General features: G+C 64.6%; 12 protein-coding genes. All 12 read left to right on the top strand.

Annotated features, from left to right (window positions below):
• The first annotated feature begins 27 nt into the window (after nucleotides 1–27).
• The 12 genes from SLT36_RS08530 (at nucleotide 28) to SLT36_RS08475 (ending at nucleotide 15,667) form a co-directional block, all read left to right on the top strand.
• Entirely contained in the window at nucleotides 28–1,059 is a 1,032-nt protein-coding gene (locus SLT36_RS08530) for a substrate-binding domain-containing protein (protein WP_067966154.1), read from the top strand.
• Between the two features lie 88 nt (nucleotides 1,060–1,147).
• Nucleotides 1,148–2,683: a sugar ABC transporter ATP-binding protein gene (locus SLT36_RS08525; RefSeq protein WP_432286835.1), complete on the top strand. Its 1,536-nt coding sequence runs from the start codon at nucleotides 1,148–1,150 to the stop codon at nucleotides 2,681–2,683.
• Nucleotides 2,684–2,702: 19 nt separating this feature from the next.
• Complete coding sequence (locus SLT36_RS08520; RefSeq protein WP_067957909.1) at nucleotides 2,703–3,689, top strand: ABC transporter permease; 987 nt, start codon at nucleotides 2,703–2,705, stop codon at nucleotides 3,687–3,689.
• Between the two features lie 22 nt (nucleotides 3,690–3,711).
• Nucleotides 3,712–4,692, top strand: coding sequence for a sugar-binding transcriptional regulator (locus SLT36_RS08515; protein WP_067957907.1), 981 nt, complete (start codon nucleotides 3,712–3,714; stop codon nucleotides 4,690–4,692).
• Complete coding sequence (locus SLT36_RS08510; protein WP_432286834.1) at nucleotides 4,689–5,684, top strand: aldo/keto reductase; 996 nt, start codon at nucleotides 4,689–4,691, stop codon at nucleotides 5,682–5,684. Before SLT36_RS08515 ends, SLT36_RS08510 begins: the two co-directional genes overlap by 4 nt.
• Nucleotides 5,685–5,703: 19 nt before the next feature.
• Nucleotides 5,704–7,410 carry a glycerol-3-phosphate dehydrogenase/oxidase gene (locus SLT36_RS08505; RefSeq protein WP_432286832.1) on the top strand — a complete coding sequence of 569 codons (1,707 nt, stop codon included), beginning with the start codon at nucleotides 5,704–5,706 and terminating at the stop codon, nucleotides 7,408–7,410.
• Nucleotides 7,401–8,243 (top strand): class I fructose-bisphosphate aldolase, encoded by an 843-nt coding sequence (locus SLT36_RS08500; protein WP_192314547.1) that lies wholly within the window; start codon nucleotides 7,401–7,403, stop codon nucleotides 8,241–8,243. The genes SLT36_RS08505 and SLT36_RS08500 overlap by 10 nt, the downstream gene beginning before the upstream one ends.
• Nucleotides 8,244–8,266: 23 nt before the next feature.
• Nucleotides 8,267–9,790 carry an FGGY-family carbohydrate kinase gene (locus SLT36_RS08495; RefSeq protein WP_432286830.1) on the top strand — a complete coding sequence of 508 codons (1,524 nt, stop codon included), beginning with the start codon at nucleotides 8,267–8,269 and terminating at the stop codon, nucleotides 9,788–9,790.
• Nucleotides 9,787–11,403 carry a GMC family oxidoreductase gene (locus SLT36_RS08490; RefSeq protein WP_432286829.1) on the top strand — a complete coding sequence of 539 codons (1,617 nt, stop codon included), beginning with the start codon at nucleotides 9,787–9,789 and terminating at the stop codon, nucleotides 11,401–11,403. Before SLT36_RS08495 ends, SLT36_RS08490 begins: the two co-directional genes overlap by 4 nt.
• 439 nt (nucleotides 11,404–11,842) lie before the next feature.
• Nucleotides 11,843–12,850, top strand: coding sequence for an iron ABC transporter substrate-binding protein (locus SLT36_RS08485; RefSeq protein WP_432286827.1), 1,008 nt, complete (start codon nucleotides 11,843–11,845; stop codon nucleotides 12,848–12,850).
• Nucleotides 12,851–13,049: 199 nt separating this feature from the next.
• A complete protein-coding gene (locus SLT36_RS08480; protein ID WP_432288289.1) occupies nucleotides 13,050–14,567 on the top strand; it encodes an ABC transporter permease in 1,518 nt (505 codons plus the stop codon).
• Nucleotides 14,564–15,667, top strand: coding sequence for an ABC transporter ATP-binding protein (locus tag SLT36_RS08475; protein WP_432286825.1), 1,104 nt, complete (start codon nucleotides 14,564–14,566; stop codon nucleotides 15,665–15,667). Before SLT36_RS08480 ends, SLT36_RS08475 begins: the two co-directional genes overlap by 4 nt.
• Nucleotides 15,668–15,705 lie beyond the last annotated feature (38 nt).

The following is a 15,705-nucleotide window of genomic DNA, read 5'->3' as shown; positions in this document are numbered from 1 at the left end:
AGGATGGCTTCGGCCAAGGGAGGAAACTTGCGCAAATTTTTGAGCACGCTCGCAATCGCGGCGGCTGCGTCGACCTGTTTGGCTTCGACCCAGGCGCTTGCCGAAACCGCCAACCCGTTCAAATGCGAGCCGGGTGAGAAGTACGTCATGAACGTCATGGTCTCGGGCGTCGAATACTGGTTCCCGGTCTATGAGATGTTCAAGCAGGCCGGCCAGCAGTTCGGTTGCGAGACGGAATACACCGGCACGCCCGAATACGACGTCAACAAGCAGATCGCCACCTTCGACCAGGCGCTCGCCCAGAAGCCGGCCGGCATCCTGGTCCACCCGATGAACTCCGACCCGTTCATCGAGCCGATCAACCGCGCCATCGAGCAGGGCACCGCAGTCGTCACCTTCGCGGCCGACTCGCCCAACTCCAAGCGCACCTCCTTCATCACTTCGGACAATCTGGCCGAAGGCACCTATGCCGCCGACGCCGTTGCCAAGGCGATGGACGGCAAGGGCGAGTATGCCGTGCTGGAAAACCCCGGCCAGGACAACCACGACAAGCGCATCTCGGCCTTCATCGCCCGCATGGAAGCCAAATGGCCCGACATGAAGCTGGTCGGCCGCGCTGCCTCGAACCAGGACCCGACCAAGGCCTATCAGGCCGTTCTCAGCCTCGCCCAGGCACATCCTGACCTCGGTGCGGTGTTCATGCCGGAAGCCAACTCGGCGATCGGTGCTGCCCAGGCGGCCAAGGAAGGCGGCGGCAAGATCAAGGTCATGCTCGCCGACGTCAATGCCAAGATCCTCGACATGATCAAGGCCGGCGAGATCTACGGTTCGGTCAACCCCAACCAAGGCATGCAGGGCTATATGGGCTTCATGCTGCTGTGGCTGGCCGCGCACCCCAACCTGATCGACCCGATGAACGACACGAAGCGGTCAGGCGCCAACGGCATGAGCGTGCCCTTCGTCGACAACGGCTTCTCCATCGTGACCGCCGAAAATGCCGACGACTTCTATTGGGACAAGTATCTCAAGCGTCGCGGCACCAAGGGCATCGAGGAATAAGCTCGCATCCCTTGCCGCTCGCGGCAGAAAACCCGGAAGGGGGCCTTGGTCCCCTTCCCCTTTGTGGCGCCCATCGCAGGAGCATGGCGTGACTGAGACGCCCATTCTTGAAATACGCGGCCTGTCCAAGGCGTTCGGGCCGGTTAAGGCGCTCAGCGACGTGCAGTTCGAGCTCAGGCGCGCGGAGATCCATGCGCTGTGCGGCGAAAACGGCGCCGGCAAATCGACGCTGATGAACATGATCGCCGGCGTGCTGCAGCCCGACCGGGGCGAGATCCTGATCGACGGCACAAACGTTTCGATCCCCTCGCCGGCGGCAGCCCAGCGTCTTGGCGTAGCACTCGTCCACCAGGAGATTGCGCTCTGCCAGGACGCGACGGTCGCCGAAAATATCTACATGGCCGCCATCAATGCCCGCCGCGCGCCGCTGATGAATTTCCAGAAGCTTTATGCCGACGCGCAGAAGGTGATGGACCTGCTCGCGCCCATTCCCGTGCGCACCAGGGTCGCCGACCTCTCCATTTCCAACCAGCAGCTTGTCGAGATCGCCAAGGCGCTGACACTCGACTGCAAGGTGCTGATGCTCGACGAGCCGACCGCGGCGCTGACCGAAAGCGAAGCGCAACGCCTGTTTGCCATCGTCCGCGGCCTCAGGGATCGCGGCATTTCGGTGGTCTATATCAGCCATCGCATGGCCGAGATTTTCTCGCTCTGCGACCGTGTCACCGTCTTCCGCGACGGCCACTATGTCGCCACCGACCCAATTGCCAAAAGTTCACCCGACGACGTCGTGCGCAAGATGGTCGGCCGCGAGATCACCCAGCTCTATCCCGACAAGCTGGCTCAGGAGCCCGGCCACAAGCTGCTTTCGGTCGAAGGCCTATCGGATGGCGACCGCTTCAGCGGCGTCAATCTTGAGCTTCGGGCCGGAGAAATCCTCGGTATCGGCGGCCTGATCGGCGCTGGCCGCAGTGAAATTGCCCAGAGCATCTGTGGCCTCAGGCCCGTGATGTCGGGCACCGTCGCGCTCGACGGCCAGAGCTTGCGCATCTCGAGCTACAGCGATGCCGTCAAGGCTGGCCTCGTCTATCTCTCCGAAGACCGCAAGGGTTCGGGCGTGTTCCTCGACATGTCGATCGCGGCCAATGTCTCCGCGCTCGATTTGGGCAAGCTGACCGGTTCGCTCGGCCTGCTCGACCGCAAGGCCGAGGACCATCAGGCGACGGACCTGACCAGACGTCTCGGCGTGCGTATGGCCGGCATCGACGCCAAAGTGTCGACGCTGAGCGGCGGCAACCAGCAGAAGGTGGCGATCGCCAAGCAATTGTCGATCGACCCCAAGGTCATCATCATGGACGAACCGACGCGCGGCATCGATGTCGGCGCCAAGGTCGAGATCCACCGCCTGCTGCGCCAGCTTGCAGCCAAGGGCACCGGCATCGTCGTCATCTCCTCGGAACTGCCGGAACTGATCGGCCTGTGCGACCGCGTGATCGTGGTGCGCGAGGGCCGCATCGCCGGCGAACTCGGCGCCGACGCACTCGGCGAGGAAGCCATCATCATGCTCGCCTCGGGCGTCCAGAACTCTTCGAATCAAGAAAAGCAGGCTCAAAATGTCGCCTAGGGAAGCCGGAGAAACCGTGATGCACGCCGAGATCAAGGCACCCGACACCGCCGGGCGCATCAACTTCGCCCGCCTCGCTTCGATGCGCGAAGCCGGCCTGATCGTCATCATCCTGGCGCTGTGCATCGCCATGAGCTTTGCCTCGCCACACTTCCTGACATGGGGCAATTTCCGCGCCATGCTGATGAGCTTCTCGATCGAGGGCATCGTCGTGGTCGGCATGACCATCCTGCTGATCGTCGGCGGCATCGACCTGTCGGTCGGCTCGGTGGTCTGCTTCTCGATGGTGGTGTCGGGCGCACTGTTCCTCGCTGGGCTGGACCCGTGGACGGCGAGCCTGATCGGCATCGGCACAAGCGCCTTGATCGGCGCTGCCATGGGCTTTTTCGTCACCGTGGTCGGGCTCAACCACTTCATCACTTCGCTTGCGGCGATGGTCATCGTCCGCGGCCTGTGCCTGGTCATCACCAAGGGCACGCCGCTGTCGCTGTTTTCGCTGCCGCCGGAATTCAAGGCCATCGGCCAGGGCAGCTTCCACGGCCTGCCCTATGTCATCATCATCTTCGTCGTCGTCGTTGCGATCTTCGACTTCCTGCTGCGCCGCGCCACTGCCTTCCGCAAGGTGTTCTACACCGGCTCCAACGAGAAGGCGGCGCAGTTCTCCGGCATCAAGACCAAGCAGGTGAAGTTCTGGGTGACGGTGCTGTGCTCGACCCTCGCCGGGCTGGCGGGTGTCATCTACATGGCCCGCTTTGGTGCTGCGACGCCCACCTTCGGCGCCGGCATGGAGCTCAACATCATCGCGGCGGCGGTGATCGGCGGCGCATCTCTCAATGGCGGCTCGGGCACCATCTTCGGCGCCATTCTCGGTATGGCACTGCTCTCGGTGGTCACCAGCTCGCTGATCCTGCTCGACGTCTCCGTCTACTGGCAGGACATGATCAAGGGCTGCATCCTTCTGGCGGCCGTCTCCATCGACCACTTCCTGCACCGCAAGAAGTCCTGAGCATCAAGCACGAGACACCATCATGGCTCCCCCCAACACCCGCGACGACATATCGACCGTCCGCCAGATGCACCAGGCACTCGTGCTCCACTATGTCGAGGGCAAGACCCAGGCCGAGATCGCCAAAGAACTCGGCATCTCGCACGCCACCGTCAACCGGCTGATCAAGCGCGGCCACCAGCTCGGCCTCGTCGAGATCAAGATCAAGTCGCCGATCGACCATCTCGTCGACATCGAGACGCGTCTTGTCGCGCTCGGCGGTATCGAACGCGCCGTCGTCGTGCCCTCGGTATCCGACAATCCGCAGACCGCGCTGCAGCGGGTCGGCGAGGCCGCCGCCCGTCTGCTGCTCGACACCATCAAGGATGGCGACACCATCTCGATCACCGGCGGCAAGGGCGTCAGCGCACTTGTTGCCGGGCTCAAGCCCGGTCGCAGCTATGATGTCGAGGTCATCCCGGCCACCGGTCTCGTCCAGGGCAAGCACTATACCGACGTCAACCACGTCGCATCGCTGATGGCCGACAAGCTCGGCGGACGCGCCTACCAGGTGCATGCGCCTTTGTTTGCCGACACGCCGGAACAGCGCGAAATGCTGATGGGCGTACGTTCCGTTGCCGATGTCTTCCGCAAGGCGCGCGAGGCAGATGTGGCGGTTGTCGGCATCGGCTCGATCCTGACCGACGACTCCAGCTATTACGACCTGCACCCATCATCGAGCGCCGACCGGCAGGCCATCCAGCAGTCGGGCGCATCGGGCGAGTTGCTCGCCCACCTGATCGACAGTCGCGGCAAGCTCTGCGGCTACGCCCTCAACCGGTCGCTGGTGTCGCTGACCTTGGATGAATTCGCCACCATCCCGCGCTCGATCGGCATCGCCAGCGGGCCGAGCAAGGCCGCGCCCATCCTCAGCGCCATGCGCGGCAACCATCTCGACACCATCGTCACCGACGAGGCGACAAGCCTCCAGATTCTCGACCTTGCCGAACAGGAGGCAGCATGAGCTCCCGACAGATCCAACGCCCCATTGGCCGCTCCGGCGTCTCTGCTTCGGCCGTCGGCCTCGGCACCTGGGCGATCGGCGGCTGGATGTGGGGTGGCACCGACGAGCAGGCCTCGATCCGCGCCATCGAAGCCTCGATTGAATCAGGCATCAGCCTGATCGACACCGCGCCTGCCTATGGCCTCGGCCGCAGCGAGGAGATTGTCGGCAAGGCGATCAAGGGCAAGCGCGACAAGGTGGTCATCGCCACCAAATGCGGCCTCAACTGGCATTCCGGCAAGGGCAACCACTTCTTCGACCAGGACGACAAGCCGGTGCACCGCTATCTCGGCGCCGACGGCATCGCCCATGAGATCGAGCAGAGCCTCGGCCGCCTCGGCACCGACTACATCGACCTCTACATCACCCATTGGCAGGACCCGACGACGCCGATCACCGAGACCATGGCGACGCTGGAAAAGCTCAAGGCAGCGGGCAAGATCCGCGCCATCGGCGCTTCCAATGTCAGCACTGAGGACCTCGAGCTTTATGTCGCCGCTGGCCAGATCGACGCGATCCAGGAACGCTATTCGATGATCGATCGTGAGATCGAGACCAGCCTGCTGCCGATCACCCAGCGCAACGACATCGCCACGCTCAGCTACTCCTCGCTGGCGCTCGGCCTGTTGACCGGGATGATCGATCCTTCGCGTGAATTCACCGGCGATGACCAGCGCAAGGGCAATCCACGTTTCTCCGCCGCCAACAGGCAGAAGGTGGCAAAGCTCAAGCAGGCCATCGCGCCGGTCGCTGAACAGCACAAGGCGTCGATGGCCCAGATCGTCATCGCATGGACACTCGCCCAGCCCGGTATCACTTTCGGCTTGTGCGGCGCGCGCACAGCCGAACAGGCGCTCGACAATGCACGGGCCGGCGAGATCACGCTTGGCACGGACGAATTGGCAATCATCGACACGGCAATCGCCGCGCATCTCACCGCCATGGATGCCTGAGCGAAAAGGCACAGCCCACATGAACCGCTACGACACACTCGCCGCTCTGCGAGAGCGGCCCGATATTGCCGTGCTCGTGATAGGCGGCGGCATCAACGGCATCTCGGTGTTCCGCGAACTCGCGCTGCAAGGCGTCGACGTCGTGCTCGCCGACAAGGGCGACTATTGCTCAGGCGCCAGTGCTGCACTGTCGCGCATGGTGCATGGCGGGCTTCGCTATCTCGAAAACGGCGAGTTCAAGTTGGTGCGTGAATCGCTGGTCGAGCGCGACCGGCTGCTCAAGAACGCCCCGCACTATGTCGCGCCGCTGCCGACGACGGTGCCGATCTTCGACACCTTCTCCGGCATCGCCAACGGCGCGGTCCGCTTCCTCGGCCTGACGCGCAATCCCAGCCGCCGCGGCGCGCTGGTGATCAAGGCCGGACTGACCATGTACGACCTGTTCACGGCAGCACGGCGATTGATGCCGAAGCACCGCTTCCGCGGCCGTGCCGAAACACTCAAGACATGGCCCGCGATCAATTCCGATATCCGCAGCTCCGCCACCTATTACGACGCCTGGGTCAGCCGTCCCGAGCGCCTCGGCCTGGAGATGTTGTTCGACGCATTGGCATCGAGCCCCACCGCGCACGCCCTGAACTATGCCGCGGTCGCCGCGTCCAACGACGGCCTCGCCCTTACCGACAGCTTGACCGGCGAGGTCCTGCAGCTCCGCCCCAAGCTGATCATCAACGCCACCGGTGGTTGGATCGACCTCACCAACAAGGCCATTGGCGCGGCCGCCCCGCGCATGATGGGCGGTACCAAGGGCTCGCACCTGATCGTCGACAATGCCGAGCTGCAGGACGCGCTTGGCGGCCACATGGTCTATTACGAGAACGAGGATGGCCGCATCTGCATCCTGTTTCCCTATCTCGGCAAGGTGCTGATCGGTTCGACCGACATCCGCGTCGATGATCCCGACCAGGTCCGCTGCGAGGACGACGAGCGCAGCTACATCCTGCAGTCGCTGGCCTTCGTGTTTCCGACGATTGCGATCGCCGAAGAAGACATCGTCTTCCGCTTCGCCGGCGTGCGCCCCTTGCCTGCCAGCGATGACAGCTTCACCGGGCGCATTCCGCGCGACCATTTCTGCGAGTTCGTGGAACCAAGCGGCGGCCTGCCGGCGACCTTGTGCATGATCGGTGGCAAGTGGACAACCTTCCGCTCCTTCGGCGAGATGGCGGCCGACATGGCGCTCGAGCGCCTCGGCCTGACGCGCCATACCGGCACCCAGGACCTCGCCATCGGCGGCGGACGAGAATTTCCCGCCGCGTCGGATGCATGGTGCGCAAAGCTGGCGGAAAAGCACGGTCTCAATATCGAACGCGCGCATGCCCTGCTTGAGCGTTACGGCACCTCGGCGGTCGATTTCGCGGCTGCCTCCGACCCGATGCTGGTGGGCTCCGACTATTCGACCGGCGAAATCCGCATGATCGTCGAGCGCGAGCAGGTCGAATGCCTCGCCGACATATTCCTGCGCCGCACAACCATCGCCATTTCGGGCGGGCTCAACCTCCAACTCATCGAGGCCGTGCTCGCCATCCTGGCCAACCACAAAGGCTGGAGCGCCGCCGAGGCCGCCGCCGAGCGCAGCGCCTTTCTCGCCTTGCTCGCCCATCAGCACGGCATCGCACTTTCCGATCTCTCCCAGACGAACGACAAAAGGAGCGCCCTATGCGCCTGAACCACAAAGTCCGCATGAACAGGCTGTTCGGCGGTGGCCGCTGCCTCGACGTCGCCATCGATCACGGCGTCTGCAACGAACCGAGTTTCCTCAACGGGCTTGAGGACATGGCAAGCGTCGTCGGTCAGCTGGTCAAGGCTCGTCCCGACGCCATCCAGATGAACTACGGCCAGGCCGACCTGCTGCAGACCGTTCCGGGCAAGGACAAGCCCGCACTCGTGATGCGCATCGACATGGGCAATCCCTACAACAAGATCCGCCATCGGGCGATGTGGGCGGTGCTTCAGAACGAGGCCGAGCCTTTGCTCGGTGCGATCGAGATGGATGCGGCCTGCGTCGTGGTCAATCTGTTCATGCTGCCGGATGAGCCTGACCTGTTCCGGCAATGCGTCCAGAACATCGCGCGCGTCCGCGCCGACTGCGAGAAATACGGTCTGCCGCTGATGATCGAGCCGCTGGCGATGCTGCCCGTCGACCAGAGCGGCGGCTACATGGTCGACGGCGATGCCGAAAAGATCGTCACGCTGACCCGCCTCGCCCGCGAGATGGGCGCCGACATCATCAAGGCCGACCCGACCACCGATCCCAACGACTTCCACCGCGTGGTCGAGGCGGCACGCTGCCCGGTCCTGGTGCGTGGCGGCGGCAAGGAGGATCTGCGCGCCGTCTTCGACAAGTCGGCGGCGCTGATGGCGCAAGGCGCGATGGGGATGGTCTATGGTCGCAATATCTACCAGCATGCCCATCCGAGCGCGGTCGTTCGCGGACTGATGGCGATCATCCACGACGGCGCGGATGGTGCCACAGCCTTCGACCTGTACAAGCAGGCTTGAAGCAGCGGCATCGGGAGGAGCCAATGGGCACGTACATTCTTGGCCTCGATGCGGGCAACACCGTCATCAAGGCGATCATCTTCGACACGTCAGGGCGCGAACTTGCGCTCGCCGCCCGCGACGGCCGCTCCTGCATGCCGAAGCCAGGCCATGTCGAACGCGACCTCGACGAGCTCTGGCGCAACGCCATTGCCGTCATCGGCCAGTGCATCGACCAGGCCGGCATCGACGCCGGTGACATCGTTGCCATCGGCTGTGCCGGACATGGCAACGGGCTCTATGCGCTCGACCGCGACGGCGCTCCGCTGATCGGCATCCAGTCGCTCGACACGCGCGCCATAGGCATCGTCGACGAATGGGCCGAACAGAATGTCGGTGACCGCACCTACGCCCATTGCCTGCAAAAGCCGTGGGCGGCACAGACGCCCACCCTGCTCGCCTGGATCAAGCGCCATGCGCCCGCGCTTTTCAGCCGCATCGGCACGGTGTTTCTGTGCAAGGATTTTGTCGTCAACCGGCTGACCGGCGCACGCTCCACCGATACGTCTGATATGTCTGGCTGCGGCCTGCTTGAAATGCCCAGCCGCTGCTACGCTCAAGACCTGCTTGCCGCTTACGGGCTTGGCGACTGCATGGAGCTTCTGCCGCCTGTGCTGGAATCGGCCGAGATCGCCGGCCACGTCACGCCAGAGGTCGCGGCCCAGACCGGCCTGCGCGCCGGCACGCCAGTGGTGGCAGGCCTGTTCGATGTCGTTGCCAGCGCTGTCGGCTCGGGCGTCACCCGCACGGGCGCAGCCTCGATCATCGCCGGCACCTGGAGCATCAACCAGGTCATTACGGACGAGCCGATCCGCGACCCTTCGATTTTCATGCTGTCGACCTTCGACCCCAGGCGCTATCTGGCGATCGAATCGAGTGCCACCTCGGCCGCCAATCTCGAATGGATCGTCCGCGAGTTCTTCGAGCATGGCCATGACGGCGACGCTTCGCCGTTCGAATTGTGCAGCGAACTCGTCGCGTCTGTCGACCCCGATGGCGACATTCCGATCTACCACCCCTTCCTCTATGGCTCGCAGCAGAACGGCCACGCCCGCGCCGGATTCTACGGCGTCGCCGGCTGGCACACGCGCGGCCATATGTTGCGCGCCTTGTTCGAAGGCGTTGCCTTCGAGCACAAGCGCCACGTCGAGACCTTGTGCAAGGCGGGTGCCAACTTCGACGAGGTCACATTGTCGGGCGGCGGCTCGCGCAGCGCCGTCTGGCCGCAGATCTTCGCCGACGTGCTCGGCGTTCCGGTCACCGTGGCTCGCAGCCGCGAGACCGGCGCGCTGGGCGCCGCCATTGCCGCCGCGACCGGCTTTGGCCTCTTCGCCGACTATGCTGAAGGTGCGACGGCGATGACCTCGGCCGCCCGCCACTATACGCCCAATGGCGCGATTGCCCCTGTTTATGCCAGGCGCTATCGATTGTATGGCGAGATCAACCAGGCGATGGCCCCGATCTGGCAGCGCATCGCCATTGAGCAGTCCGAGCAGGCACCGCAGTGACCGAAGCATCCTCCTCATTTGGCGACCATGACTACGTCATCGTCGGCGCAGGCTCCGCCGGTTGCGTGCTTGCCAATCGGCTGTCCGCCGATCCCCGCAATCGCGTGCTTTTGCTCGAAGCCGGTGGTTCCGACCGCTATCACTGGGTCAACATCCCGATCGGCTACCTCTACTGCATGGGCAATCCGCGCACCGACTGGCTGATGAAGACCGAGCCGGATGCCGGCCTCAATGGCCGCAGCCTGAACTACCCCCGGGGCAAGGTGCTGGGCGGCTGCTCGTCGATCAACGGCATGATCTACATGCGTGGCCAGGCCGCCGACTATGATGGCTGGCGCCAGTCCGGCAATGTCGGTTGGGGGTGGGATGATGTGCTGCCTTACTTCCTGAAGTCGGAAGACCATCACGCCGGCAAGAGCGCCATGCACGGGTCGGGCGGCGAATGGCGCATCGAAAAACAACGCCTGTCCTGGCCGATCCTCGACGCCTTCCGCGACGCCGCCGAGGAACTCGGCATCCCGCGCACCGACGACTTCAACACCGGCACCAACGAAGGTTCCGGCTATTTCGAGGTCAACCAGCGGGGCGGCGTGCGCTGGAACACCTCCAAGGCCTTCCTGCGCGGCATAACCGACCGCAGCAACCTGCGTGTCGTCACCGGCGCCGAGACCGAGCAGCTCGAATTCGACGGCAGGCGCGTTACCGGCCTCGTCTTCCGCAAGGACGGCCAGTTGCATCGCGTCAAGGCAAGCCAGACAATCCTCGCCGCCGGCGCCATCAACTCGCCAAAGATTCTCGAGCTCTCCGGCGTCGGCCGGCCCGAGCTGCTTTCAAGCCTCGGCATCGAAATCCGTCATGCGCTGGCCGGCGTCGGCGAAAACCTGCAGGACCATCTGCAGATCCGGACCGTGTTCAAGGTAACGGGGGCGGCGACGCTCAACCAGCGCTACCACAATCTGTTCAGCCGCGCCGCCATGGGGCTCGAATATGCGGTGAAGCGCAGCGGCCCGCTGTCGATGGCGCCGAGCCAGCTCGGCATTTTCGCCAAGAGCGATCCGCGTCTCGAAACGCCCGATCTCGAATATCACGTTCAGCCGCTCAGCACTGATCGGCTGGGCGAACCGTTGCACCGCTTTCCAGCCGTCACGGTGTCGGTCTGCAATCTGCGTCCCGAAAGCCGCGGCAGCGTGCACATGGCTTCATCAGACGCGCGCGAGGCAGCGAAGATCAGGCCGAACTATCTCTCCACCGACGGCGACCGCAGCACCGCCATTGCCTCGCTGCGCCATGTCCGCCGCCTGATGAAGGCCAGGGCCGTCGCGCGCTTCGCGCCTGAGGAAATGCTTCCAGGGACCCAGTACGACAGCGACGCCGATCTCATCCGCAAGGCCGGCGACATCGGCACGACGATCTTCCACCCGGTCGGCACCTGCAAGATGGGGTCTGACACAATGTCCGTGGTCGACGACCGCCTGCGCGTCCACGGCCTCGACGGATTGCGTGTCGTCGACGCCTCGATCATGCCGACGATCGTTTCCGGCAACACCAATTCGCCTGTCATCATGATCGCCGAGAAGGCAGCCGAAATGATCCTCGGGGACCGCCGCGCCTAGCCGCAGATCGTCTGGGCCAAAAGAAAATCGCCTGGGGTAATGCAATCGTGACCCACTGGAACGGGGTCACCAATAGAGCCGGATTGTCTTGCCCGGCAGGCCAGATGGCGCGGCGCCGACACAAATTTCCAAGAAACGCCGGCTAGAGGCGGATCTTTCCGACAGGTCTTCGAGACGTCTTCATTCGCGATCGACATGACACGGTTGCGACCAGTCCGTCATGTTCACAAAACATCTGGTCCGCAGAAGATCAGAAGAACTGCAAGACATTCCGGGAGCGCTCTCGCGACGACGAAGATCGCCGCACAGGCAGCTTGGCGCCATCGCCGCCACGCTTGCCGGCCTCCTTTGGCGTCGACATACCCATGTTGACTGCGCTACTCATGTATTGCTACCGCCCCTCAGGCCCCAGCACCTTCAGCTTCCAAGGAGTGCCCCCGTGAAGTCCCCACATTTCGCCTTGACCAGCGCCGCCCTGCTGACCGCCCTCTACGCTTCATCAGCCCTGGCGCAGGATGCCGACGGCATCGTCGTCTACAACGCCCAGCACGAAAGCCTGACCAACGAGTGGGCCGAAGCCTTCACCAAGGAAACCGGCATCAAGGTAACGATCCGCAAGGGCAGCGACACCGAATTCGGCAACCAGATCGTCGCCGAAGGCAAGCTGTCGCCGGCCGACGTCTTCCTGACCGAGAACTCGCCGGCCATGGCGCTGGTCGACACTGCCGGGCTGTTCGCGCCTGTCGATGCCGACACGCTGGCGCAGGTGCCCGAGGAATTCCGTCCCGCCAACGGCCACTGGACCGGCATTGCCGCGCGCAGCACCGTCTTTGCCTATGACAAGACCAAGCTCACCGCCGACAAGCTTCCGAAATCGCTTCTAGACCTCGCCGACCCGAGCTGGAAAGGCCGCTGGGCGGCCTCGCCGTCGGGTGCCGATTTCCAGGCCATCGTCGGCGCGCTGCTCGAACTCAAGGGCGAGGCTACCACCGCCGAATGGCTGAAGGGCATGAAGGCCAATTTCACCGCCTATCGCGGCAACAGCACCGCCATGAAGGCGGTCAATGCCGGCGAGGTCGAGGGCGCCGTGATCTACCACTATTACTACTATGGCGATCAGGCCAAGACGGGCGAGAACAGCAAGAATGTCTCGCTGCATCTGTTCAAGAACCAGGATCCTGGCGCCTTCGTCAGCATCTCTGGAGGTGGGGTCCTCGCGTCCAGCAAACACCCCAAGGAAGCCCAGGCGTTCCTCAAGTGGATCACCGGCAAGACCGGCCAGGGCATCCTCAGGACCGGCACCTCGTTCGAATATGCCGTCGGCACCGGCGACGAGTCCAACCCGGAGCTCACCCCACTCAAGGACCTGCAGGCGCCGAAGGTCGAGGCCTCGAAGCTCGACAGCAAGAAGGTGTCCGAGCTGATGACGGCGGCCGGGCTGCTCTGAATGCCGCTGTGCCAATCAAGCTCCCGCGACACGGCCGCGGGAGCTTTTGCGCCTGAAGGGCTTGCCAAGACGGCGGAATTCCTTCACCGGATGGTCACCTATTCCTCGCCGCGAGGCGAACCGGGAGCCTGGAGTGACGCCTTCATCGGCTGAGTATCATCCTTCGCGGCCATCGACCCCAGCCGCGGCCTGGTCCCGCCTGCTGCCGACATCCTGGATCGCGGTCGCGGCGGTGCTGGTGTCGCTGTTTGCCCTTTTGCCGCTCGGCTTCATCATCTGGGTTGCGATCCAGACCGGCTGGACATCAGTTGCCCAGCTGGTGTTCCGGCCACGCGTCGGCGAACTCCTGGTCAACACGCTGTCGCTCGTCATCCTCGTCGTGCCGATCACCGTGCTTTTGTCGGTGGCCTTGGCCTGGCTGACCGAACGCAGCGACTTGCCCGGCGCACGTTTCTGGTCGGGGCTGTCGGTAGCGCCGCTCGCCGTTCCCGCCTTCGTCCATTCCTATGCCTGGATCACTCTGTTTCCATCCATGCACGGCCTTTTCGCCGGCGTGCTGATTTCGGTCATTGCCTATTTTCCCTTCATCTATCTGCCGGTGGCAGCGACGCTGCGCCGGCTCGATCCGGCTCTGGAAGATGCTGCCGCCTCGCTCGGCAACACCCCTTGGCGCGTCTTCCTTCGGGTCGTCCTGCCCCAGCTCAAGCTCGCCGTGCTGGGCGGCGCGCTGCTCGTTGGCCTGCACCTGCTTGCCGAATACGGCCTCTATGTCTTCATCCGCTTCGACACCTTCACCACCGCAATCGTCGACCAGTTCCAGTCGACGTTCAACGGACCGGCGGCCAATATGCTGGCCGGCGTGCTGGTCGTCTGCTGCCTCGTGCTCCTGGCGCTCGAAGCCATGCTGCGCGGCGGCGAGCGCTACGCCCGCGTCGGCTCGGGTGCTGCGCGCACCGCTGAGCGCACAAGCCTCGGCCGCGCCACCGTGCCTTGCCTCGCCTTGCCGCTGATCACAGCATCGCTGACGCTCGGCGTGCCGTTCCTGACCGTCGGCCGCTGGCTCGTCGCCGGTGGCGCCGGCGTCTGGAACCTCGATGTCATTGGCCTCGCGCTGTGGCAGACGCTCGTGCTGGCGCTTGGCGGCGCGCTGCTCACCGTCGCCATCGCCATTCCAATGGCGTGGCTGTCGATCCGCCGCCCAGGCCCACTGCCGCGCCTGCTCGAAGGCTGCAACTACATCGTCGGCTCCTTGCCCGGCGTGGTCATCGCGCTCGCTCTGGTCACGGTCACGGTGCGTGTCGCGATGCCGCTCTACCAGACCGTCGCCACCATCCTTGCCGCCTATGCGCTGATGTTCCTGCCCCGGGCGCTGGTGTCGCTACGCGCCAGCATCGCCCAGGCTCCGGTCGAGCTCGAACAGGCGGCCGGCAGCCTCGGCCGCAGCCCGCTGCGCGCGCTGTGGTCGACGACGGTGCGCCTCTCCGCGCCGGGCGCCGCCGCCGGCATTGCCCTGGTCGGGCTTGGCATCACCAATGAACTCACCGCCACCCAGATGCTCGCGCCCAACGGCACCCGCACGCTCGCCATGGCCTTCTGGGCGATGAGCAACGAACTCGACTATGCCGCAGCCGCACCCTACGCGCTGATCATGGTGGTGATGTCGCTGCCCTTGACCTGGCTCCTTTATGTACAGTCGCGACGGATGGCCGGCCGATGAGCTTTCTTCACCTGCATGGCCTGCGCAAAGCCTATGGCAATGTCACCGCCGTCGACGGCATCGAGCTTGCTGTAGCAGCCGGAAGCCGCACCGCCATCGTCGGCCCCTCGGGCTGCGGCAAGACCACACTGTTGCGTCTCATCGCCGGTTTCGAGGCCCCCGATGCCGGCAGCATCGTGCTTGATGGCACCGAGCTCGCGGGCAATGGCGATGCCGTGCCGGCGCATCGCCGCGGCATCGGCGTGGTGGCGCAAGACGGCGCGCTGTTTCCCCATCTCAGCATCGCCGACAATATCGGCTTCGGCATGAAACGCGACGAGGATGGGCGCGACGAACGCATCGCCGACCTCGCTTATGTCGTCGGCCTCGACAGGGGCATCCTCAAGCGCCGCCCGCACCAGCTCTCCGGCGGCCAGCAGCAACGCGTGGCACTCGCCCGTGCCATGGCGCGCAAGCCGCGCCTGATGCTGCTCGACGAACCGTTCTCGGCTCTCGACACGGGCTTGCGCGCCTCGATGCGCAAGGCCGTCGCCGAACTGCTCGAACAGGCCGGCATCGCCACGATCCTGGTCACCCACGACCAGGCCGAGGCCTTGTCTTTCGCCGACCAGGTCGCTGTCATGCGCGACGGCGCCTTCTCGCAGGTCGGCGCGCCACGCGACCTCTATCTGCGCCCGAAGGACCGGATGATCGCCGAGTTCCTTGGCGACAGCATCATCCTTCCGGCGCGTATCTCAGGCGGCATCGCCGAATGCGCCATCGGCCACATCGGCGCTGACAGCACGAGCCCGCGCGACGTCGCCCGTATCATGCTGCGCCCGGAGCAGGTCTTCCTTGAGCCGGCGTCGCGGGCAGACGTCGCCAATCCGCCACCCAACGTGGTTTTCGGCGAGATCATCGAGGCAGAGTTCGCCGGCTCGGTAAGCACTGTCGCGTTGCGTGTACTCAACAGTCTCGACCCGCCCGACGCCGCCGTTATCGGCAACCACCCGCTCATCCTGCGCCGGTCCTTCGTCGACGCGCCAACGGTGGGCGCGATCGTACGGATCAGCGTCCACGGCAAGGCCCACGTCTTCGATGGCACCGCCGGATCAGGCTGATCCCGCCGCTACCAACAGAAAGCCCCGCTGTTGCGAGG

Origin of the sequence: Aminobacter sp. BA135 (assembly GCF_050859125.1) — a bacterium.
GTDB classification, from domain to species: Bacteria; Pseudomonadota; Alphaproteobacteria; order Rhizobiales; family Rhizobiaceae; genus Aminobacter; species Aminobacter ciceronei.
The sequence above is the reverse complement of the archived record's forward strand: the minus strand, read 5'-3'. Positions and strand labels throughout refer to the sequence as shown.